The sequence below is a fragment of the Vibrio penaeicida genome (genome assembly GCF_019977755.1).
Classification (GTDB): domain Bacteria; phylum Pseudomonadota; class Gammaproteobacteria; order Enterobacterales; family Vibrionaceae; genus Vibrio; species Vibrio penaeicida.
Window position 1 is genome coordinate 246,290 of the sequence record NZ_AP025146.1, and the last position, 21,499, is coordinate 267,788.

Genomic DNA, 21,499 nt, shown 5'->3' on the forward strand with positions numbered 1-21,499 from the left:
AAACAATAAAGGGAGTATTAGAGCCGACAACTTTGTGACTTATGGCTTTGAGTGTCAGTAGCTAATCAAAATCGTAAGTTATGAAGCGAGAAGAAGAGGAACCGACTTATCAGTGATTTGCAAATTCTTGGTAAAAGCAGGTAACGCAATTTCTGGTGAAATGTCTAACTCATCAGCCGCTTCATAACCATTTTTAATCCACCCTCTTAATCGCCCGTTTTCAATGTTTAAGTCGCATATAAACGATTGTGCAAATCTCAAATGGACGTTCCCGTTTTGAAACGCACGACAATCAAAGAGTAGTTCTTGTTTCCCTGTCGTGTGATTGTGATAAAAGAACTCATGTTTTACGTTTGATGCCCAGTGAAGCGAGTCAGGCCTTTCAACCTTTGATATGTCATAGCCTAGATTAGAAGCTACGGTAATAATGTCGTTCAAGAAGTTCAAGCAACGGCTCTCAAGGCCACACGCAGGTGAGCGCCCCCATGTATCAACTTTAATTCCTCCCACTTTTGAAACAACGATACGAAGGTCAAGCTTATACCTGTCGAGGCCATCAGGTGTTCGTGAGTAACGCCACTCTTCTTTTCCGAACGTGCGCTCATTTGAGCGATACAATGTAATGTTCGCATGACCCGTCATTGTGTCGAAAAGGTCAATCAATTGATCATCAAAGTAAGAATTGGCATTTTTGATCGCCCATATAATGATTGAATAGGCATTCTGAGCGTTAAAATCAACACTGGTTTGATTAAAGAGTTCTTCAAGCATTTGTTGTCGGGAGTTTGTTGTTAACTTGTCCAATATGACGCCCATGTTGTCAAAAAGCTCTTGCCAATAGAGGTTTTTCAACGATGCGATCTTGTTTTTTAGCCCCTCCTGTACGTTTTCGATACTCACGTTCAGCTCCTTAAGTAAATCGGCATCAACGCGATTTAACATCAAATACGTATCCATGATTTGCTTCATTTCTCGGTGGTATAACAATTCAAGGGTTTTAACTAATCCTTCGTTCTTTATGAGCTCGTTGCTGTGGGAAACCTGCTCTTTCATACGCTCAGCCATGCTTGCTTTGCGCTGGAACTCCTCTTGTTTGGTTTCATGTGTGCTGACCTTAAAGTGCTTAGAAAACCAAAGTGAAAAAGGGTCAACGCTCATATTGTTGTCATCATAATGACGATAACTTTTACGCCCCGATTTTAGATCGATTTTTACAATATCAACTTTCGCACGCGCTCGGCGGTCAGCCTCTAAAAAGTCACCCGAATAAATGACATTAGATATGGCTTTACGTGCCTTTATTGCATCACTGATCACATCTGAGTTTTTCCAGCGTTGAGGAATAACGAGGTAAATATACTCGGCGTTCGCTTCAAGAATGATTTTCTCAGCCCATTGAGTAAATAGGCTATAAGGGGGATTTGAAAAGATCACATTTGCTGACTTGTCTATCAAAGTGTTTGATTCAAAATCTGAACCCACTACATAAATGCCTTTATCCATCTCCTTGATGAGTCGCTGTGATTTTTCGATCGCAAACTTTTTACCGACCGTTAAAGCCTCCAGAGCTGAACCAGTGCCAGCGCCAATATCAAGAACGCTGCATCGGGGGTATTTCGTCTCATCACAACCGGTATCATAAATTTCTAGCATATCGGTTCGAACTGCAGCCAACATTTCGCTCGTGGTTGGATAAAACTCAAAATCCTCATTAGCTGCTTTAAGGTCTTCTACTAGTGCCGTTACACCCATTGTTCAGGTCCTTTGATTGGTTCAGATAATCAAAAATTTACAGCGAGTAAAGCGCCCGACAATCCTCTTGCTCTTTTCGCTTATAGCTTCAAGCGAATATGCGTTACCCAATATCGACAAAACTACAGATAGAGAGAAACCTGAATGACAATGACCAGTGCAGAAGTAAGCCTACTTATTTCAAGTGCCTACACAAGAGACCGCAACAAACCGCAGCTTGTCGCTTTTAAAGAGATATTAAGAACGTCACGAAAGTACGGATTCCCGATTGTGTATGCTCTTTCAGACAAGAGCAAAGATGAACAAATTAGGTTGGGAGCGAAGATGTTGCTGTCAGTCAGCAAGTCCTGGCCGTTGGAAGATGTGCCTGATAATCTAGATGTGAATTTGGGCTCAAATCTTTATAACGACGCTGAATTTTTGATTAATATTGCCCTTTCAAATACAAAAGGCTAAACGGATTAAGTGATCTGTCCAAGCCGTATAAATGACCATAACGGGTACTGTTCATTCGTACCCGTTTCTCCACCTAGTTATCGTCAGAACCATGAAGCCCTTACGCTAGATTAGAGGCTACTTACATGCAAAGATTGCATCGGTGTACCATGTCTCGCCATCGTTTTTCGGTGACGTGTTCAAAAGAAATGGGAACTCCCTTTCTTCTTCAATATTGATCAGATAACCGACTCTTCCCATTTCATCTTTTACTTTAATTCGTGTTTTCACTTGAGTGCTCCTTATAGCCATTAGCGGCGAATCTCTTGGTCGTTCAGTGACAAATCGGGTAGCGAAATCTCATAACCTAAGGTTTGAGCAACGTAGCAGCGCATTGCAGCAATCAAATACGTTTCACCAGTAATTTGAGGGTCACTCGTTGTCCAGTTTGGGTTATCGGCGCTAGGGGCGATTGTCGAAATTCGGTGAGTGTTTATGATGTTTCCGCCTAAGTTTCCATCCGTCGAAGGGCTGTAACCGCTTCCAATTAAATTGCATTGGCCATCCTCTCGGCGGTCATACCATACCCAAAATCCAGCTTGTGAGGGTGTCGGTGAGTAACTGCTGAAACCCATAGGGTCACAACGAATATCCTCTCCCTGCGCAACAGCGACAGCGTAATCGAGGGCAGAGTTTGATAGTTCATTAGGGTGCATGGCGTGTCTCCTTTATTTAGTCAGTTTCAAACATAACCATTGGATGCCCGATCGCTTTACTCGGGCAGACTAAAGGAATGGTAATAGGCGCAAAGCAGCCGACAATCTTGAACAGCTCATCGACTAATCTGCAAGGGCCAAATTTAACGAAATAGCCGCCCATACGAGCGGCTTTGATACTGTATTCAACGAATGTTCGCTTGAAGAGTTGTACTGAGGCTACTTCTTCTTAAGCTTTGAGAGGATTTCTACAGTAGAAAGCCCCGACTCTAACAAGTAATCAATCTGATCGTTGAGCCCGCTATCGCACACTTTCGATGCCTTCGTAATCGCAGCGTTGTGCACGAGACTATTGAGCACTTGAGTGTCGAAATCCGGTGATTGGTTTAATAATACGATTAGGTTTACCCTTTCCATGTGATGCTTCCTTGGTGTTACTTTCTTATCTGTCGGTTTTAGCTTGATGTCATGCCACATTGAGGCTTTGACAATATGAGAAATTGGCCTCGACTAACGCCTTGGCTAACGGCGGCGGTACACTGTTACCGCACCTCTCTCTCTGACTAGCTTGACTGAACTTATTCCCCTTTGAGTCCTGATCAATAATGTAGTTTTCTTTGAAACCTTGAGCATTGAACAGCTCTCGTGGAGAGAGAAAACGCATGCCTACATCAACGAGCATATATAGTTCGCCCTTGATTTTGACTATTCCAAACTGGTCATTTTTTGTAAAGCAAGTCATTGGTTTGGTTAATAAATTTGCGCGTTGGTCATCATTAACCTTAATGAGTAGTGTACGACATTCGGACATATGATTACCGGTGCAAATTGTATGCAAAGGTGAATCAAGAACATGCCCCAGATTGGTACCCTTAAACTTCACAAGATGGCTAACAACCAACACTTCATTGTTCTCTGATATGACATTCCCCAATGGGTCGAATTTCTGTTGGCCGTCAATTGATATAGAACCTCCTGTTCTGGCCTTGTACTGCACCTTACCTTCTGTAGTTTCAGCAATAAAAGAAACCGACTGATCATCAGGAACAATAAATGGGTCTGGATGTTCAACAATGAATCGCTGAAACCCTTTAGCTAACCTAATCATGGTTTTTTTCACCAACGGTTTTTTTCGGTTAAAAATGGACTTAACTGGTAAGCTCCAATCAACAATATTGGCGGTGTTTTTATATGGGAGTAATCCATTTCCATGTGTCGGCTTTGGCCAACAAATTGGGAAGCCGTCATTGCGAGCGACAATAAAGAGCCTCTGTCGATGTGTCGGTGCGCCGTATTCATGCGCCTTTAAAATCTCATGCTCAAGGTCATACCCTAGCCCTTTCTCAAGCTTGTCATAATGAGCAAACTCAGGGCCAAGAGACTCCCTGATCTCTTCCCATGCCGGATGCGATTTATTCAGACCGGTAGTGAGAGCGTCAATGAACGCCTGAAACGTCTCACCTTCCTTTTCCTTAATTGGACGCCACTTTCCTTGCTCGAACTCTTCAACAGGGCCCCACTTTCTGAGTTCCTCGACATTCTCCATGTGTATGACTCTCACTGGTACCATCGCGGCCCACTTCAATACCGACCAACTTAAACAACGAATGTTCTTATCAACAGGCCGATTACCTGCCGCACGACTGTGATGTTTGCAATCAGGTGAAGCCCAAAGCAAACCAACGGGTCTCCCTTTTGTTGTTTCCAGTGGGCACACATCAAAGATGGATTCACAGTAATGGTCAGTATGTGGGTGGTTTACTTTATGAAGTTCAATCGCGCTTTTGGAGTGGTTAATCGCAATATCAACAGAGCGATTTAATCCATCCGAAATGCCGATACTTGCCCCTCCGCCACCAGCGTATTGATCGACGATAATCTCGTTTACTCTAAGCAATGTTGCTCCCTCTTCTAGCACTTTGCCAATAAAGGTAATGCTTGTATTGATGCCGACAACTGACATAGCGGTTACTCTATTGGCTCTAGAAGAGTGAAATACAAAGGCTCTACCCCACCGAACTCTCCGGGCACTACAAACTTGATGATGCGCCCATCATCTATCAGGTTGAAATAAGTACTGTATGCAGGGAAGAGCCCTTTATGGCCAGAAACGTTTTGATAACTAATCCAGCCATCTTTAACTTCGTATTGGGCAGAAGCTTCTATCTTAAAGTCCAAGGTTTGCGGAGGAAAAAGGTTATAGCCTTTAAACGAGGATACGGTTTCCGCTGTGCCATCCTCAAACTTAACTTGTACATTGATGTCTACACGCATCGTACCGTCAAAAGCCTCGTACTGAGCTCCGTAGATGCCGTTGGGTAAGGCATCATCATGGTGATGGTTGTAGGTTTTAATGTGTTCAACTACGGATTGAGTCGCCGGTTTCGGTTGTAGGAAAGAGTCAGCTGCGTATTCAGAGACATCTACGCAGCCGACTGCACTTAGGCATGCGATAGACAGTAATAATTGTTTGATCATGTGGTAGTCCTCAGTTATGTACGCAGACATAAGCGAAAACCATTTTGCTCTTCGTCGTATTACTTGTACCCGATAAAGCACTCTTCATTAATCAACTGGTATTGTTCATTGTTCAACTTTCGTTTTCTCAATGTCAAAACACCAGAAAAGCAATCATTGTTACGGGATAGCTCAATGCACGCGTTCGTCCCAAAGAGATCGAAGCTGTGAACAAAATTTATATGCTCGACCAAGCATGTTTTAAGCTTCTTAACTGCCAATTCATCCATATGACGCACCAACCGAGACACGGTAATGACTTTTCCCACGATAAAGACATTCGAACACAGCTTGTTGGAATATACAGTTCCATTGGATTCATGATTGATACACTTTTCTATGAATCGGTTAGAAAACTGAGCTTTTGATGCGAGGCCCTGATACTTATTTAGCAACTTCACTCGCTCAGTCTCTTTTTTGACCTTCACCTCAGTATCGGTCGGCCTTTTCTGTATGACGACCGCGACCGGTTTCACAGTCATCGGGGTTGTTTGGGTTTTGTTTCTTCCTTCAAAGATCATCACTCGCTTTGATTCCAGCACGAACCGACGGGTATTTCCGTCAGGAAACACCAGTCGATGCAATATGCTGTCTTTGCTAAGAGAATGAAGCTCGCTAACAATGCCCTTCAACGATTTCGCCTGAATTTGAATAGTGCGCTTACGCTGCATGACTTTTCTCGCCTTGTTTTCTCATTGCGGCGAGCTCTTGCTCTACCTTTTTAAGCTCGTCTGGCAAATCAAGCCCCATCTGAGTGAGTAATAGGGCTGCAACCGCTTTTCTGTTGAAGGCTTTATCTTCGAATCGGCGGCGTAAATTCAAGCAGCGACCAAGGTACTCAGGGTTATCGATACTAAAATCCAATTGATCTACATTTTGTACAAGTGCGCTCCACTCATACCCATGAAGTCGATAGATTGCCAATGTTTTGGCAACGTATCCCAGTGCTTTTAAGCAGACTGCGGTGCACAAGATGGTTTCTTTCTTGGTCCGATTTAGCGTCTCAATATCGCCGAATAGACCATTAAATTGCTTGTTGACTCTCAAGTAGCCAAAAAACGTACTCACAAACTCAATCCAAATAGTCCGTTTATTTTGGTCAATCAGTAGCTTGTCAGCCGACTTCGTTGTGGTGCCAGTTAGCGTTTTATAAAACTCAATCATTTGATTCAGAGTATAAATGCAGTCTCCATCTACGAGTTCACCCTTATTGGTTACGGACGCTTTCGTAAAATCGACCAGTGGGCTCAACCACTCGATTCTATTAATCGAGTTCTTGACGATTGTGTTAAGCGCCGAGCGGTTATCCATAGCACTGACAATGCTCTTGTTAGGTTTGCTAATAGAGCTGTTCAAGTCACAGAACACCTGCATGTCCTCATCAATACCGAGTGACTTCACAATCTTTACATCAACAAAGTCCTTTGACAGATCAACCGAGTCGATAGAGAGCTCGAACCCGCGATATCGCCCTTGGCCATCCGTTAGATAGCGGAAGCAATCCGCCTTGATTGTCAGTGTCACGACATTTTCAATGGCCGTCGGTTTAACGTCAAAGTCTTCTGTAATTGCCACCAGCTGTGGAAACAAATACAGATCATTCTCTTTGATGTAATTGGCAATGTTGTTCTCACGAGCCTTTGTCAGCTCACGCTGAATGCGAATAGCGGCACCTTTGTGTGCCAGTTGTGGGACTAAACTGAAATGGCGAAGGAGTTGTTCGACAGGCACCTTAGCGCTGTATGTAACGCGTCCACCCTCCTTGCCTTCCAGACAGGTTAATTGCAGATCTGAATCTGACTTGAGCTCTTGATACATGCCTAGCAGTTCAGCGATTTGTTGGTCGGTGTATTCAGTTTTCATGCGATAGATTCCTCTTGGTTGATGTACTTATCATCATCAACCAAGAGTGGAAGCCGACAATTAACAGCTACAAACGTAAGTTTGACCAATCGATTGAAGCGAGGTTTCCACTGAAATTGATGCTCGCCTTGGTTTTAGCGTCCTCTGTTAATGTTCTCACCCATGCCACAGCCTTGTTCAACTCGGTCTCAATGTCAGCAGTATTCGATTCGAGGAGCATTCGATAAACCACTAGCTTCGAATGGCACATATTGGTTTTCTGACCAAGCTGGCGCACTAATTCGAACCCGTCTTCAACACTTTGAGTAAATAAGTCGCGCCCTACTTGTTCAAGGTTTGTTTCAGTCACAGGGCAGCGATACTCACGGTCTGAGCGGAAGTAAGAACTGAACACAGAACTTGATGTGAAATGGCGCTTAATCATGCGTAAGTAAGCCACACTCGTCTCCTTAAGCAAGTCAAAGCGTCGTTCATCGAAAGCTTTTACACCATGTCTGAGCAGGATTTCAGAAACAACTATATCTAATATCGACTCAGTGATGTAATTGCCGTGATTGGCATGCATTTGGTTCATCAGCTCTATCTGAAATGTAGCTTCATCAGACGCTCGTAGCGCTTGCTGCTTTAGTACCTTTTGTCGAGATTGGCTTCGCTTTGCTCTAATTTCCAGTAGATTTTCTGCTTTGAACGATCGGTACTCGTTCATGGACATCAACGAAACGATTTGCGTATTTTTCGGGGCCTTACGTTGATGGAACATCTCGACCAGTTGCTCATTACTAAGGCTATGTAGCCCTACACTTCTAAAGTAATTAGTTCTAGACATAATGCGCAATGAAGAGAGCTTCGCACTGCGCGAAAGGCTCAAGATTCCCGTTTCGGTAAGCCAGTTGAACGCCTGAGTTGAAGATGGAATAAACATCGTTCCGTGTAATTCCTCATTCATCTTTATTTCTGCGCGCCACTGCTTTCTGAGTCGAGGAAGTTCAAATTGCATGATCTCAAAGTACTGGTTTAGGTCCACTTCGAAGCGCTCATCACTCATCGAAGAAAATTCGATAGCCTCAAGAACGGGCTCTTTGATGTGGTGCGGAGCGAAACCCATCACAGTCCTGCTGGTGGACTCTTCAAGCACTGACGTCTCTGGGCGCGCTTTGAACGCATACGAATTGACGCGGCTAGTAGCGCGCTCAATCTTTCCTTTTCTTCTCAGTAGTCGACGCTCACTGCGCTCCTTTCTAGATTTGCGTTGTCGCGATGCTTCTCCACTGATGCTGAACAGTGGTACTGGTACTAGCCCCTGAACCGATAGATAACCATTGTTCACCTGAGTAAGATATTCCGGCAATAGGCGCTTAACGTCACGCTCTAAGAATCTGGTACGAACGAAAGTATCTTGGACTTGGCAGTTCATTTCTCGGTCGAAGCCTAACTGAGACAATTCAGAGTTAAACTCAGGGTTGTAGCTTTCAAAAGGCACACTCGGGATCGCCATGATTGGATCAGGTATTTTCGATTCAACCATTTTGTCGAGATCAACATTCGGGTAAGGGATACGTTCCCCCCCTTGAACCGCCAAATACACCATAAGGCCGTGGAACTTTGGCAAGGCAATGCCATCTCGTGCATGGATTCCTGACAGATAGACAGCGAGTTCAAGGTTGATAGGCTCTATCAAAGGTTGGGTAGCGAATGATGTGTAAACTTCAATCAGCTCAGACTTGTCTTGAGCAGACAGGCTATCATCCGATTGTATTTCAGAAATCGTAATATCTTCATGAGCGCGGCCGTTCTCAACAAGCGTTTTAAACTCTTGTGCACGTTTCTTCTCATCAAATGTCAACATCGATAGGTACCAAATCATGGTAGATAATATTTCGCCGCTAGGGGAGTTTGGCTGTAAGCAGATTGATTCACCGTTACTGTAGTCAATCGCTTTTGAAAGAAAGCTACGATATTGGATATCGCTACTTATAAATTGAAGCCAGTTACGTACTTTGTTCGAGTTCAGGGAATAAGCGCGATGACGGGCCATTTGAGCTGCAGATTCGCCCGATTTATCACGAGTAGATTTAAGGCAAACAAAACAGCCTGTTCTAGCCGAACCTCCACAAGCACCCGGCGATTCGCCTTGCGTTGTCTTGGCTGTAGTCGGGCAAGCACCCTTCTGGCTTGAGTCTTTGTAAAGATGGTATAGGAAGGTGTGAGAGCAATACCCCATAATGTCATATTCGGATTGAGTCATTGATCGGCCACCGAGGGGGTTGGCCATTTTGATGAGACTCCATACCTCATCGTCACTCATATCCTGAATTGGACAAAACACCAGTTGCTCGTTATCAATCAGCTCTTCAGCGGTACGTGACGGCGTGAATTTTTTTACACTGGCACTACGGCGAGCACTTTCCTGATGACGGGAGCCAAGAAGGGTTACTATTTCTTGGTTTGGGTACTTTTCTTGGAGCGATTTTTCGACAATGGCCGCGGTGTCAATTTTCATAATGATTGAACAATCGCTGTTACTTTTTGCATTACATAGAATCTTTAGCCCTGACGCATAGAGCGCGGCCCACTGGCTTGCCAATGGCGGTTTGCCTATATTGAGCTCAAGATTAACCCCCAATGCTTCACAGGTCTTCTTGAGGCCTCTGACAGAATGAAGGCAGTTTAAAACCACAAGTGGATTTTCCACACCAGTATCGATGCTGTGCACGATAAACGGTGTATCTTTGTCGATTTTGCCCTCTTTAATTAGCTCTACATGAGCTTGTAGCGCCGACATAACAACGACTTTGGAATCTTTAGCAAAGGAGGTTGCACAAGTTGTTAGATAGCTGAGCTTAATGATTTTAATCTCGTCGACTGCTTTACGAAAAAGGCTGTAAGCGCGACCATGTAGCGCCTTTCTCTCGCTCTCAGCGTCAAAGCTAGTCACGTTAAGTTCGTTGGTATTGATGTTGATCAGAAGCTCAGCAGGTATGTTCATGTCGTTAATGCTCTTGTTGTGGCTTATGAGTATTAAAACCTGACTCTATAAGCCGACAAGGGCGGCATTAACTGGGTAAGCGTCTTTTCTTGATGACAGGACGTTTTGCCAATTCACGCTTCATATTTCGGCGACACATATCGATTAACCCTTTAGCAGTCGTTGTTGGTGCTTGACTAGCAATGAACCGTAATACTGCTAGATAGAATCCGGTACCAATTCGTTTAGCTAAGTAGGCATCCATCAGAACACTGATCTGAGTTTGATAGTCGATAGAATTAGAGAAGCGCTTGCCATGGACGTTTGTCTGCATAGCTCTTTGGATAACGATCAGCCGATGCGTGCTCTCAAGTTGAGACACAGGAAAAGTAATGAGACGCCCCATTACGGCCTGATAGCGGTTGTTAAGCGTCACTTGATATCAAATCCGAGATGATAGAAACGATGCCCCATTGGGTTTCTTGCTAGATGTTCTCTCATGATGTTGCTCCTTTGCAAAATCGTAGTGTTGAGCTTGAATATGGCAGTGTCGAGTTGGCTCATCAAAACCAACTCGACTTCGTATCTAGAGGCGTTTGCCCTCCTCAAGCTGCCAAACAAAGATCACGTTAAGATCTAGGTTCAAATAAAGTCGAGCATCAGAAATGTACACCTCAATGGCATTGAAACTAATATGGCTAAGCGCCGCATCAATCGCGCCGGAGCAGTACACCAAAGCTGGCTCAACAAATAATCTGTCGCCGCTGTGCGTATCGATGAGACGGACAAGAACGCCCTCTTGTTGCAACCAACTTTGCCAATCTTTCCCCTGATAACTGAAATCCGCTACGCGTTGACCGTTTTGGCCACTTGAAAGAAGACTGCCAACGTTTTCTTTGAAACAGTCTTTATCTGCGCATAGTTTGTCATACATAGTTTTGTCTCCATTTAAGTCACAATGTAAATCGTACTTGCGACCATGAAGCCGACAATTACGGCTTACGGATCAGAAAGTGATATTCACCATTTTCAACATGTTGGCTGAGTAGCTCCCACTCAAGCTGATGAACCATGTGAGAAATTCTCTCAGTCGACAATGGCTCACAAGTGATGACATGCGCCACGCAATCGCTCGCGATTTCCCTGAAAATAAAACGGCGAACAACGACCGTTAAATCAGGGCATTTGACCGATTTGGCATCGAGTTGTTTAAGCTTCATTTCAGCTCCTTAGGCAGCAGTTTCAGTAATTCCTCCATCTCGCTCGAGCTCGGCGTTGATTTGCAATGCGACATCAAACTCCAAATCGTGACTCGATGGGTTGCAGGCACAAGCTCCCGGGCATAAGGGAGCGGCATGCGAATGCGACCCTTGCAATGAAAACCGAGATACGCGACCAACATGCCAAGTGTGTTAAATACTCGTTTCGAGTCGAGTCCCAGTTCAGGTGACAGTTGAATTGACTTGAAATGATTGTGATATTTGCCGGGAATATGCTTTATCAAATTCTTCAGTTCGCAGTTCGGAGCGAATTGGTCATTTTCGGCTGCAGTTTGGTTTGATGGTTCTTTTAAGCTTTCCATATGGTTTCTCCTTCTATAGAAACATCATCCCCCAGCAAGCTAAGCCGACAATTAGGTACGGCCCCGAAACCTAGAACTCATCCTTATGGACAAACTTTTGTCTGTAGTCCCTATTCTGGGCAAAGTTTATTGTTTGAAAATCGACATAAAACTGAAATTCTGGTGAAACTGTGAGACGAACGAACAAAGCACCGAACAGTTTGTTCGTTTGTTCGGTGACAAATTCGACTGCTGAATCTATAATTGCCGTCAAACCTACCCACACCATACAAAGTGACCTCATGACAAACTCGACCCAAGACGCAACCAAACAAGATTACGAGGAGCGATTATTTAAGATCGCAGACACCATGGTTCAGAACGGCGAGAAGGTCACGATCCGTTCAATATTGGACAAATTCCCCGACATAAACTCCACTTCGACATTGTCTCCGGCATACACTAAATGGCGTGAAGCTCAGCGTGAACAGATAAACTCCATTAACAATCGTCTGTCATTTAGCCCATCGTTTAATTCAGCCCTTATCGCCGAAGTCTCACGCCTGTTAGATGCAGAAAAAGCATTATTGGAATCAGATAGAGCTGACCTTGAGGACCAAGTCGGGATTCTCCATAGAGAACTAAGCATTCAAGCTGATAAGTTCAAGGAAGCAGTGGACACGATTAACGCTCTGAAAAGAGAAAACTCTGATCAGAGAGCTGAGCTGCAGCTGTCAGCGAAGCAAATTGGCGAACTGCGTGAAGCCCATGCTCAAGAGCTTCAGAAAAAAGAAGAACAGCATAAACAGCAAATCGAAGAAAAAGAGCAACTCTTCAGCCAGAAGTTAGAGGAAAAAGAGTCGTTAATCATTCGACATGAAGCCAAAATCGAAAGTCTGAATGAGGCCAATCAGCACAACTCATCAGAAGCCTCAAAATACAAAGTCCTTGAAGGTCAGGCTAGAGAACAATTGGTTGCTGCCAATGAAGAAAAGCAAACCCTTCAGGAACAACTAAAAGTGTTACCAGATCTACGTTCTGAGCTGAATGTAGAAAAGGCACTCAAAACGAGTAAACAAGACGCGCTGACTGCCCTGCAAGGCCGTTATGACACGTTGCAAGAACAAAGTGTACAGCTCAATTCACAACTAGAAGTCAACCGCTCTAAGCTGGAAACCTACGATCAGAAAGTTCAAGAGCTCTCCAACCTATCGAAGCTTCTCAATGACGCTCAGAATCAAATATCTACCCTGTCCACATCTGAGCGAGCAATGGTTCAAGATATGAAAGAAATGCAGTTAGAACTGAACCGCCGAGAGTATGCGCAGCAAGAAAATGCCAATTTACGAGGGGAGTTGAATGCGACTAGGGAGCAGCTGAATAACTCAGTGAAACAAATCACTAGCCTTACGCAGCAACTTAACAAAAATTCGGATTAAAAAAACTCGCCATTCCAACTGAAATGGCGAGTCTGGTGTTGAGCTTTGTCTGAGTTCTACATTGATCAAGGCATACTTCTAGTCGAATGATAAAACAGAGATTCGATGGTCGCTAACTTCCCCTGGCATATCAACATTGTAGAAGTCAGCGTTAGTGACCCCTGAATCTACTAGTACATGGTCAATCAACTGCTGCTTGCCACGATATACGTAAGAGTAGTCTTCGGCACTTGCCCATTGGACCAAATTAGGCGCACTATCATTGCTACCCATCAATGAGGCAAGGGTGGCCGATTCAGGGGTATCATTCATATCCCCCATAACGATCACTCGATCGTATTTTGGTTGATTTTTAGTGACGGCTTTTCTAATCGCTTCGGCTTGAGCAACTCGTTTTGCATCCTTTTTCTTACTGTTGTGTCTTTTCGAAATTAAATGCGTTGCCACAACGTAATATGAGTCATCCCCATCCATTAAGCCGACAGCCAATACCTTCGATGGTCGTACTTGCTTCTTAGTTTCAGTCGAAATCGCGTAGGTTTTTGGGTTGGTACTAACCGTTCCCTCCATAACGCGGTACTTTGTCAAAATTGCGATATCTTGTGACGTGAACGTATCGCGGCTTTTCTTAAATACGTATTGGTACTCTGGCAAGAGACTCGTTAGATCTTTCGCAATGTGCTCCCCCTCAATTTCGAGAAGCGACACAATATCAGCATCTAGATCAGTGATTTTTTTGGCGATTAGCTTTAATTCGCTGCGGTATTCAACTTCTGTTGGCGGTGGGCGATTGCCATCCTCTGTGCCAACCACTCGCCCCTCATGTGGAGAGACATGATCCCAAAGCCATTCGGTGTTAATCGTTGCTATTGTTGCTGCGTTGAGCTGCCAGGAAAACACACAGGCCATAATCGGTAATAAGCGGTTCATCATTTCCTCCTAATTGAATAGAAATTAAAACGGTTTTGTCAGTCCCTATTAAGTAGGGAGTAGGAACAGAAGCAGCGAGTAAGAAATAAAGACAGCATCAAAGACCCATACTGCTTTGCGAGCTTTATCGAACTGATTTTGTCTTTGAAAATGGCACTTCACCCAAAACAGGAGGTTAATGCCTACTAGAAACGCCACAATTGAGAAAAAGTGAATGTTCCATTCCCATTGCTTATCCATAGCGCCTAAAGCAACTTTAGTTAGCGAAAGAACCCCAACTGGCACTACCACCAGAAGCATATAAAATGGGTAGGGCAACTTTTGCCTAAGCATATTTATCGTTTCAAGAAACTTCATATTCTTACTCCCGACTGAAGTCCATGTTATCTAATAGCGAAACAATATTTAGTTGGCCGACCATGAATCCCGACAAAGGCTGTTTGATAGCCGTTCGTGCGCGATTTACCAATTTCATTGCTATTTTTTGTTCGTAGCTATCACTGCCGATACTTAAGGTAGAAATCCAATTATTCATCCCCCATGCTATCGACTGTTTAATGATCGATTGATGGCAAGCAATCGACTTGTGCATGAGATTGAGGTTGAAGAAGTCAGCTCCTGCTTGCTCTCCTTTGATGAAAAAGGGATCAAGCTTATTCCTAAGCGGTAAGCTTGCGTTAATGCCAGTGAGTGGATTTAGGCTCGGTTTAAATGGCAGTTTGGAATGACAGTAATTCTGTGCTTGTGACACGATGTATATCAATTTATTGAGCTTTACCATTCGAGGTAAAACCACCTTATGTTGCGCGAGTAACTGTCCATAAGCCTCACGATTGTTGTTTAGGAGCATCTTGCCTTTGCGTTCATCCAAATCCGAAAGCTGGTTGCTCAACTGTTCCTTATAGATCCCCAAGCTCACTCTCAGCTTGCCAAGGTGTTGAGCCGCAAGCCAGTAATTAAAGTAACGACTCGCTCTTTCAGTGGCTTGGCTCAGTCGCATTTGGAACCCGCAAGCGAACCCATTTCTATATGCTCTGGCCTGCGTTGGGGTTAGATTGCTATCCATTACTGGAATAGCGTCTTTGTGAGGCTCTTTAATTTGTGAAACGATATCTTCAAGCATTGGTGTTCCCTCTATGAATTTCTTATAGAGAGTAAGCTCGATGTTCGAGCCGACAAATTGAGCCGGTACTCCGGTTAAATGGGAATAAGAGAAGTCAGTCATTTTTAGTACGGCACGTTTCACGTCAAGAATCTAGGCACATCAACGGCCAATTCTGACGCAAGGCTTGAATGCTTTAACTCCCTTACCGTTTTTCGCAACTTGTCTCGCTCGGATTTTAGCTCTGCAATAACAGTGCTCTGCTCTCTAATTGATTCATTGAGTGCGGCGATAGTCGATAACTGCTCCTGATAAGCATTGCGAGTAATGAAAGAAATAAGAATTGAGCTTTCGGCATGATAATCAAGTGAGTGACGATACTGAGAAAACTTCTTCTCGTTAAACCCGAAGCTATGTTGGTCTACCGCGCCTCTCAGCACATCGAATTTTGAGTCTCTCTTGCATACCACGAGACCCCATTGGTTGTTAATGTCAGCGAGCATGTCACTGCTAAACGAGCTTTCATGGATTAACAAATAGCGATATTCCCCGTATGTAATTTCATCTAAACGAGGCTTTAAATCTGATGGGGAAAGGTCATATCCTACGACCAGAGCCACGCTGCAATCAAATGAGCCGGTACCATGCCGAAAGGCTAGGAAGTCGGGCAAGGCGTTGGTGATTTCACCGGAATGACAGTTGATGATTTCTGACTTACTTAATATAAACTGGCAGCCATGCCCATTGGTAGATGAGTCAGTAGCAAGCCAATTTTTGCCTGCGTGTGCGAGACGTGCTTTTGAATAGACCATAAATTGAACTCCAGTTACCCACTTTCACAACATAAAAGCGAAAACCTTAACTGGAATATCTGGCCCTAATGCAATCGGATCAAGCTTCGTTGTTTATACCAATCACGGAACTTGCTTTTAAACATCTCTCTTGTTTTGTTGAAGTCTTCAGTGATGAAGGCAATACGTCGGATTATGAACTCTACGACATATCTGTGCTCTACCTTAAATTCCTGAGATAAGACCTCAATTTGCTCTGACTTTAAATGCGGCAGGACAAGCAGTTTTTCGAGCCGCAATGTGATGTACGCTCCAACATCTAGTTCTGAGATTTCAGTCGCTATACTAATTTTTTTGCAGATGATCTGAATCTCCATATTGGACATATAAGGACTGATCATCCAACTTTTTCCGCTAACTTCATAAATCATAAAGTACTTATTCATAATGATGTTTTCGGCTGCGTGCTCAATATCTTTGAGTGTATTAGGCATATGACGGCTTGTTGATGGACTCTGGTAAAAAGCATTTTTTGTCATTGGCTTATTGTTCCGCCCATCTCGGTACTTCGCTCCTGCTTCCTCTACCAGTTCTTTGCCGAAAATTTGAAAGCTCACAAAGTCTCGGCTTCGCTGCGTATCACGATATCCATTCATATTGTGAATTTCGAAGCGCATCGTTACACCGAACACATCCAATTCGATGACCCGATGATTGGGGTTCTCATCGACAACTTCGTTACTTAACAAAATATTGTTATAAAGGTTTTTGCATGAACCTTTGGGAGCAATAATTTGCCTGAGTGCTTTCACCATCTCATGAGAGAGTTTGAAGGCTTCCTGGTCGTCACTGAGTTGCGTCCAATAGCACTTCACCGTATCGAAGAGATTTCCTTCACCAAAACCATCATCGTTGATCAGTTGATGCTTATTAGAAAAGTAGTCTTGCCTGACTTTTTCATAGAATCGACGGATCATTAATGGCAATTTGGCCAGGTCTTGATGAGCGATGCCGTAAGCGGAGATTGAGTGCAATCGATGATAAAAACTGGCATGCCAGGTCAAAACGCACAACTTGAATACTTTACTGTAATCATGGTCAATTCTGTCTTCTAGCTTGCATGCGCCATCAAGTGGCTTTTTCGGTTTGGGTTTATTCGCATGGATGATGTGGAATTTATCAATTAACCTCAACTGGCTTTCCGCGTAGATCTTACTGTCATCATAAGATCGTTCGATATGGGAATAACTTTTAGTAGTATGGTAAGCCCGGATTATTGAATGGTTAATCGCTTTTAGCACGCTAGGGCCGCGAGATAGCCCTTGTCGATCGGCAATATCCTCAACCCAAATCGGGATAAGCACTTTGCTCAAATCTGTGTATTCATCGATTTCACCTTTTTGGCGCTTAAAGTCGAGGTAGTCAATCGTGATATCTTGGATGCGGCGCAATACATCTTCATCTTCTTCGTTGAAAACACCGTAGTACGAGGTCGCTCGCGCCCATTGTCGTTCCCCATCCTGATAGAAACTACCTTCTCTGCGTTCAGTGATGATATTGGCAGGACTCAAGGTACAGTTGGAAGCCTTAAGCTCAAAATCCGTTCCGTAAATCGACTCAAGGGTAATTGGATTGGGGTGCTTGGGGGCATTCTTTGTGTGATCAACACCGTTGTACTCAAGTGTGTCATTGAGAAAGTTCTGAGCTTCTCGACCGCAGATAGGGTTATCAGACACCGCGGTAACTTCAGTAGAATCTGAATAGTTCAAGAACTCATAGCACTTTAGCCGTTGATCAGAAACTTCAAACCAATTATTGGCAGCGGTTACTTTTACGAACTTAGGTTGTTTGCTTAACGACCTCAAGTAACGATAAATGGAAGTGCGCCCCTTTTCGTATGTATTGGCAAAGTCATCGATCTCAAAATACTCTCGCCCACTGTCGCCCCTTAAATTTTCACTAAAGGATTTAATGGCTTTCAAGAACCCAAGTAGTCCAACTTGCCCTTCAGAGCTGTTGATCATGGAGTCTAGAGAAGTTTCAGCCCCCACGGGAATTCTGATCACTGCTGAATTAACGAAATTATTGTGGCTCATAACTTGAACCTTGAGCTAATCATTACAAGCGCAGGTGTGGGCAAATCACTTCCTTGAGAGTTTACAGTGTCCATTTGCATGTTCTCAAAATCGATGGATTGCGCGGCTAGACATCCCAACCATGCAATCGAAATTGGCTAAATAATATTCAGGCGATCAATTTATGGCATCAGGATAGCTATTTGCAAGCCCCTGCAATTGGGCGTTTTCATTCACAGTTTCGGCGAAAATATGAATGAATTTTTTACATATCCCAATCAAGAAAGATCCATTTTTATTATTTATTGATCTTTTGATCTTTAACTTGGTGATACTGGTTAGATCTGATCTATTGATCGGGGCGATGCGCAAAAAAAATGATTCTCACAAGTTATTGATATATGGGATTAAATATAAATCTACTCTGCTCGGCTTACGGAACAATGGATCAAGGAAAGCTCGGAAGCATGATCAAGAAAGGGAGTTAATCCCATGTAGAAAAGTAGCTAATCCCATATTTAAAGCCGCATAGAAAGCAAGGTGATACACACAGCATATTTACAGCATAGAAACAGCTTATTTACAGCATAGAAACAGCTTATTAACAGGTTGTGACAGTCTATATATTTCGACCGATTTGATGGTTCAATAGCGAAAACTAACGAATTTACGTTATATATTTGTGAGTGAAATCTCTAAATGTTTGAATAATTACATTGATTTTCATTTTATCAACAAAATTATCAAAAGAATATGAGCCATAACCGTCAGCAAACATGATGAATGGCTTATCTGTCTTTCCGATTTCGTATCGCTTTGACAAATTTAGGCTTGTTTAGGAGTGAGTCTTTTAATATTTGCATTTCTTTGTCGTTCCGTAGGACACCGTAGTTGTTTCTACGTTTTTGCATTGCTTTAGCTTTTCTTCACCACACTCTATTGTTCGTAGGGGTGTTCAATGTCAGTGCTAATCCCATATTTAATGTCATGGTCACTGGATAGTAGGAGAATGATCGTGAGTTAGTGACGAAGTGTTAATCCCATATTTAAAGTCCTTGTTGGTGTTAACTGCATCAAGCCAATGCTCTGTAGATCATTTCTTTCAATGGCGAGATGCTAATCCCATACTAAAACCGATTTAGTCTCTTAAAAATTGCATTACTTTTTCACGTTCAAACTTGTCCACAATTACAGTGGGTAAGTCGGTGCATAAAAAAGCAGCGATCTAGTCGCTGCTTTCTTTATTAGTTGGAATTTGATTTAAAAAACAGTGACTTTTTCTCGACTCTGTAGGGCGGCTTCACCACTTGTTCTACGACTTTTTCGACCGCCACATAACGCTTTGTTAGCTACTAGGTATTTAGTCTTGCCGTTGAAATCTGGCAAATAAGTCAGTAAGGACGTTCCGTACTTCTTACTTAAAATTCGTCCGTCAGTAATCAACACTTTACCGCGACACTGGGACGTTCTAATCAGTCTACCGGCATATTGAGTGAGCGTATTACTGGCACATGGCAATGTGTACCCATAAAAGCTGTTCTGCCCTCTTTGCTCCATCTGTTCGCACTTGGCAGCGATGACTGGGTCATTGACAGCCTTAAACGGTAAAGCACCAATGATAACGGTATCCAACAGCTCTGCGGGCAAGTCTAAACCTGTACCGAAACTCGCCAAGCCAACCAATACCGATACTCGCCCATTTCTTACATCGTCTTTATGTTCATCTATGAGTCTCTCGCGAGAATCTTCACCTTGGAATCTAAACGTTATGCCGCTGAACTCATCACGCCAACGCATTTCTTCCTCAAGGTCATTGACTTGCTTATAGGAGTTAAACAGCATAAGCCCTGCTTTTGTGTCAGTCAGCATTTCTGGAAGTGCCTCGACAAGCTTGGCAATGTAATCTTCATCACTTGGGCAACCGAGTGAATCGTACACCTTTAATTCCCCTTGCTTGGTCAGATTGAACGGTGATTTTAAGATCAGTTTTTGAGGCTTCCATATTTCCTTTTTCAAGCCTAACTCACTCATAAAGAAGTCGAGCTTACCAAGCGATGTAAGTGTCCCTGACATAAAGATACATTTGCTGTCAGCGAACTGATCGAAAAATGGACTAAGACGCAACGGTGCAGCTTCATAGCTAACCAGTGAGGAATACTCTTTGCTCTCCAATTTCGTCCAATCTACGGGTTCAAAATCTCGCTTTAATGCTAGTTCGTGAACGCCTATTGCTTGTTCCAGTAGGTAAACGTAATAGGATGCTTTATCCATTACCTCGTTGTGAGAAGCGTTGGAGTTATCCTCACGGAAGCTCTCAAGTAAGTCGTTAAAAAATCCGCAAAGATTCGATAGATCTTCAAAGAGGTTGACGAGTTCTTGTTTCGGCTCTGCATGTTTGTCGAGCCTCAAGGAAACGTTAACAGGGTTGGATTGATAAATGTCACCAGACTGCTCAGACAGTTTAATTGAAAGCGTCTGCTCGAAGTCATAAATCTTGTCGATAATTTCATCCAAGCTGTTGTCCAGACTTTCGAATATCTCTACGAAGTTAGGGTAAAGTTGTAGCGTGTTCTCTTTCCAAGTATCGAACTGTTCTGACTCAAAGCACTTGCAAATACGTGAGAGTTGGAAGCTTCGCTGTAATGAAGCCTTTACTAACTCTGGGAGTTGGTGCGCCTCATCAAAGATGAACACACAATCTTCTATGTTACCAAGGAGTTCATTATCTGATTCTAATAGCGCAAACAACATCGAATAACTTGTTACCAAAAGCTGTGAATCCTGCGCTTCTTTGCGCATCTTGATGTATTGACAGTTACTGGCATAAGGGCAATTGTCTTTTTTGCAAAAATCGCCTCGAAACTTGATTTCCTGCCATAGTGCATCTGAGATCTCAATGTCACCCTTATAGGTGTCTCTGGTCTGATTCCATTCGCCACTTAACGCTTGGTCTTTCAATGTCTTTTGATGGGGGTATTGCTCATCAAATCGGTTAATGCAGCAAAAGCGATCCTTACCAATTAAGCCTGTAGCGGTTAAGTCAGGGAATAACTTCTCGATTAAAGTCGGTATGTCCTTTTTCATGATCTCGTTTATGAGTAGGACGTTAGGTGTGCAGTAGATGATGCGTGGTACTTTGTTAACCAGTAGCGGTAAAAGACTTGCTAATGTCTTTCCCGTCCCTGTTGCCGCCTCCGCAATCAAAGCATTGTGTGTGTCACTTTCGATCAGTGTATCGACACTGTCCATCATTTCCAGTTGCTCTTTACGAGGTTCAAAATCTGCGTTGTAAGCCTTAATGTATTCCAAAAATTTCGATGCCATGCTTTGGACTCCTGTTCAAGTTCGTTAAT

Annotated in this window: 21 protein-coding genes; 2 read left to right on the top strand and 19 right to left on the bottom strand. The window is 43.4% G+C overall.

Annotated elements, in window-relative coordinates:
- Positions 1-78: 78 nt before the first annotated feature.
- On the bottom strand, positions 79-1,752 hold the full coding sequence (locus LDO37_RS30005; RefSeq protein ID WP_126609564.1) for a class I SAM-dependent methyltransferase: 1,674 nt from the start codon (positions 1,750-1,752) through the stop codon (positions 79-81).
- A gap of 144 nt (positions 1,753-1,896) precedes the next feature.
- Here LDO37_RS30005 and LDO37_RS30010 point away from each other — a divergent pair, with 144 nt between their 5' ends.
- The gene (locus LDO37_RS30010; protein ID WP_126609563.1) at positions 1,897-2,208 is read left to right on the top strand and encodes a hypothetical protein; all 312 of its coding nucleotides are present in this window, start codon (positions 1,897-1,899) and stop codon (positions 2,206-2,208) included.
- 117 nt (positions 2,209-2,325) lie between these two features.
- Here LDO37_RS30010 and LDO37_RS30015 read toward each other — a convergent pair whose 3' ends face one another.
- From LDO37_RS30015 to LDO37_RS30070, 12 genes are all read right to left on the bottom strand, one after another.
- On the bottom strand, positions 2,326-2,478 hold the full coding sequence (locus LDO37_RS30015; protein WP_153811648.1) for a hypothetical protein: 153 nt from the start codon (positions 2,476-2,478) through the stop codon (positions 2,326-2,328).
- Positions 2,479-2,498: 20 nt separating this feature from the next.
- Positions 2,499-2,903, bottom strand: coding sequence for a phage protein NinX family protein (locus tag LDO37_RS30020; RefSeq protein ID WP_126609562.1), 405 nt, complete (start codon positions 2,901-2,903; stop codon positions 2,499-2,501).
- A 219-nt stretch (positions 2,904-3,122) separates the two neighbouring features.
- Positions 3,123-3,320 carry a hypothetical protein gene (locus LDO37_RS30025; RefSeq protein ID WP_022614841.1) on the bottom strand — a complete coding sequence of 66 codons (198 nt, stop codon included), beginning with the start codon at positions 3,318-3,320 and terminating at the stop codon, positions 3,123-3,125.
- Between the two features lie 49 nt (positions 3,321-3,369).
- The gene (locus LDO37_RS30030; protein ID WP_185829917.1) at positions 3,370-4,866 is read right to left on the bottom strand and encodes a DNA cytosine methyltransferase; all 1,497 of its coding nucleotides are present in this window, start codon (positions 4,864-4,866) and stop codon (positions 3,370-3,372) included.
- A 5-nt stretch (positions 4,867-4,871) separates the two neighbouring features.
- The gene (locus LDO37_RS30035; RefSeq protein ID WP_126609561.1) at positions 4,872-5,381 is read right to left on the bottom strand and encodes a hypothetical protein; all 510 of its coding nucleotides are present in this window, start codon (positions 5,379-5,381) and stop codon (positions 4,872-4,874) included.
- A 59-nt stretch (positions 5,382-5,440) separates the two neighbouring features.
- Positions 5,441-6,091, bottom strand: a complete 651-nt coding sequence (locus LDO37_RS30040) for a hypothetical protein (protein WP_126609560.1) — start codon at positions 6,089-6,091, stop codon at positions 5,441-5,443.
- On the bottom strand, positions 6,081-7,283 hold the full coding sequence (locus LDO37_RS30045) for a DNA sulfur modification protein DndB (RefSeq protein ID WP_126609559.1): 1,203 nt from the start codon (positions 7,281-7,283) through the stop codon (positions 6,081-6,083). The genes LDO37_RS30040 and LDO37_RS30045 overlap by 11 nt, the downstream gene beginning before the upstream one ends.
- Before the next feature lie 67 nt (positions 7,284-7,350).
- Positions 7,351-10,269, bottom strand: coding sequence for an adenine nucleotide alpha hydrolase family protein (locus LDO37_RS30050; RefSeq protein WP_126609558.1), 2,919 nt, complete (start codon positions 10,267-10,269; stop codon positions 7,351-7,353).
- A 67-nt stretch (positions 10,270-10,336) separates the two neighbouring features.
- Positions 10,337-10,684, bottom strand: a complete 348-nt coding sequence (locus LDO37_RS30055) for a hypothetical protein (protein WP_126609557.1) — start codon at positions 10,682-10,684, stop codon at positions 10,337-10,339.
- A 150-nt stretch (positions 10,685-10,834) separates the two neighbouring features.
- A complete protein-coding gene (locus LDO37_RS30060; RefSeq protein ID WP_126609556.1) occupies positions 10,835-11,182 on the bottom strand; it encodes a hypothetical protein in 348 nt (115 codons plus the stop codon).
- A gap of 58 nt (positions 11,183-11,240) precedes the next feature.
- Positions 11,241-11,468, bottom strand: coding sequence for a sulfurtransferase TusA family protein (locus tag LDO37_RS30065; protein WP_022614849.1), 228 nt, complete (start codon positions 11,466-11,468; stop codon positions 11,241-11,243).
- Positions 11,465-11,830 (bottom strand): hypothetical protein, encoded by a 366-nt coding sequence (locus LDO37_RS30070; protein WP_126609555.1) that lies wholly within the window; start codon positions 11,828-11,830, stop codon positions 11,465-11,467. Before LDO37_RS30070 ends, LDO37_RS30065 begins: the two co-directional genes overlap by 4 nt.
- Positions 11,831-12,111: 281 nt before the next feature.
- On the opposite strand from LDO37_RS30070, the gene LDO37_RS30075 reads away from it, so the two are divergent.
- Positions 12,112-13,248 carry a coiled-coil domain-containing protein gene (locus LDO37_RS30075; protein WP_126609554.1) on the top strand — a complete coding sequence of 379 codons (1,137 nt, stop codon included), beginning with the start codon at positions 12,112-12,114 and terminating at the stop codon, positions 13,246-13,248.
- Positions 13,249-13,326: 78 nt separating this feature from the next.
- Here the strand turns inward: LDO37_RS30075 and LDO37_RS30080 are convergent, their stop codons facing one another.
- The 6 genes from LDO37_RS30080 to LDO37_RS30105 all read right to left on the bottom strand — a co-directional run bounded on the left by LDO37_RS30080 (position 13,327) and on the right by LDO37_RS30105 (position 21,470).
- Positions 13,327-14,178 carry an endonuclease/exonuclease/phosphatase family protein gene (locus LDO37_RS30080; RefSeq protein ID WP_224056090.1) on the bottom strand — a complete coding sequence of 284 codons (852 nt, stop codon included), beginning with the start codon at positions 14,176-14,178 and terminating at the stop codon, positions 13,327-13,329.
- A 48-nt stretch (positions 14,179-14,226) separates the two neighbouring features.
- Positions 14,227-14,535, bottom strand: coding sequence for a hypothetical protein (locus LDO37_RS30085; RefSeq protein WP_126609552.1), 309 nt, complete (start codon positions 14,533-14,535; stop codon positions 14,227-14,229).
- A gap of 4 nt (positions 14,536-14,539) precedes the next feature.
- Entirely contained in the window at positions 14,540-15,424 is an 885-nt protein-coding gene (locus LDO37_RS30090) for a hypothetical protein (protein WP_126609551.1), read from the bottom strand.
- Positions 15,421-16,092 (bottom strand): hypothetical protein, encoded by a 672-nt coding sequence (locus LDO37_RS30095; protein ID WP_126609550.1) that lies wholly within the window; start codon positions 16,090-16,092, stop codon positions 15,421-15,423. The genes LDO37_RS30090 and LDO37_RS30095 overlap by 4 nt, the downstream gene beginning before the upstream one ends.
- A 65-nt stretch (positions 16,093-16,157) precedes the next feature.
- Positions 16,158-18,167: a hypothetical protein gene (locus tag LDO37_RS30100; RefSeq protein ID WP_126609549.1), complete on the bottom strand. Its 2,010-nt coding sequence runs from the start codon at positions 18,165-18,167 to the stop codon at positions 16,158-16,160.
- 1,239 nt (positions 18,168-19,406) lie between these two features.
- Positions 19,407-21,470 carry an ATP-dependent DNA helicase gene (locus LDO37_RS30105; RefSeq protein WP_126605935.1) on the bottom strand — a complete coding sequence of 688 codons (2,064 nt, stop codon included), beginning with the start codon at positions 21,468-21,470 and terminating at the stop codon, positions 19,407-19,409.
- Positions 21,471-21,499: the final 29 nt, after the last annotated feature.

Coding starts and splice junctions, on each gene's coding strand:
- LDO37_RS30005 (WP_126609564.1), bottom strand. CDS start 1,752: ATGGGTGTAACGGCACTAGTAGAAGACCTTAAAGCAGCTAATGAGGAT.
- LDO37_RS30010 (WP_126609563.1), top strand. CDS start 1,897: ATGACAATGACCAGTGCAGAAGTAAGCCTACTTATTTCAAGTGCCTAC.
- LDO37_RS30020 (WP_126609562.1), bottom strand. CDS start 2,903: ATGCACCCTAATGAACTATCAAACTCTGCCCTCGATTACGCTGTCGCT.
- LDO37_RS30025 (WP_022614841.1), bottom strand. CDS start 3,320: ATGGAAAGGGTAAACCTAATCGTATTATTAAACCAATCACCGGATTTC.
- LDO37_RS30030 (WP_185829917.1), bottom strand. CDS start 4,866: ATGTCAGTTGTCGGCATCAATACAAGCATTACCTTTATTGGCAAAGTG.
- LDO37_RS30035 (WP_126609561.1), bottom strand. CDS start 5,381: ATGATCAAACAATTATTACTGTCTATCGCATGCCTAAGTGCAGTCGGC.
- LDO37_RS30040 (WP_126609560.1), bottom strand. CDS start 6,091: ATGCAGCGTAAGCGCACTATTCAAATTCAGGCGAAATCGTTGAAGGGC.
- LDO37_RS30045 (WP_126609559.1), bottom strand. CDS start 7,283: ATGAAAACTGAATACACCGACCAACAAATCGCTGAACTGCTAGGCATG.
- LDO37_RS30050 (WP_126609558.1), bottom strand. CDS start 10,269: ATGAACATACCTGCTGAGCTTCTGATCAACATCAATACCAACGAACTT.
- LDO37_RS30060 (WP_126609556.1), bottom strand. CDS start 11,182: ATGTATGACAAACTATGCGCAGATAAAGACTGTTTCAAAGAAAACGTT.
- LDO37_RS30065 (WP_022614849.1), bottom strand. CDS start 11,468: ATGAAGCTTAAACAACTCGATGCCAAATCGGTCAAATGCCCTGATTTA.
- LDO37_RS30070 (WP_126609555.1), bottom strand. CDS start 11,830: ATGGAAAGCTTAAAAGAACCATCAAACCAAACTGCAGCCGAAAATGAC.
- LDO37_RS30075 (WP_126609554.1), top strand. CDS start 12,112: ATGACAAACTCGACCCAAGACGCAACCAAACAAGATTACGAGGAGCGA.
- LDO37_RS30080 (WP_224056090.1), bottom strand. CDS start 14,178: ATGAACCGCTTATTACCGATTATGGCCTGTGTGTTTTCCTGGCAGCTC.
- LDO37_RS30085 (WP_126609552.1), bottom strand. CDS start 14,535: ATGAAGTTTCTTGAAACGATAAATATGCTTAGGCAAAAGTTGCCCTAC.
- LDO37_RS30095 (WP_126609550.1), bottom strand. CDS start 16,092: ATGGTCTATTCAAAAGCACGTCTCGCACACGCAGGCAAAAATTGGCTT.
- LDO37_RS30100 (WP_126609549.1), bottom strand. CDS start 18,167: ATGAGCCACAATAATTTCGTTAATTCAGCAGTGATCAGAATTCCCGTG.
- LDO37_RS30105 (WP_126605935.1), bottom strand. CDS start 21,470: ATGGCATCGAAATTTTTGGAATACATTAAGGCTTACAACGCAGATTTT.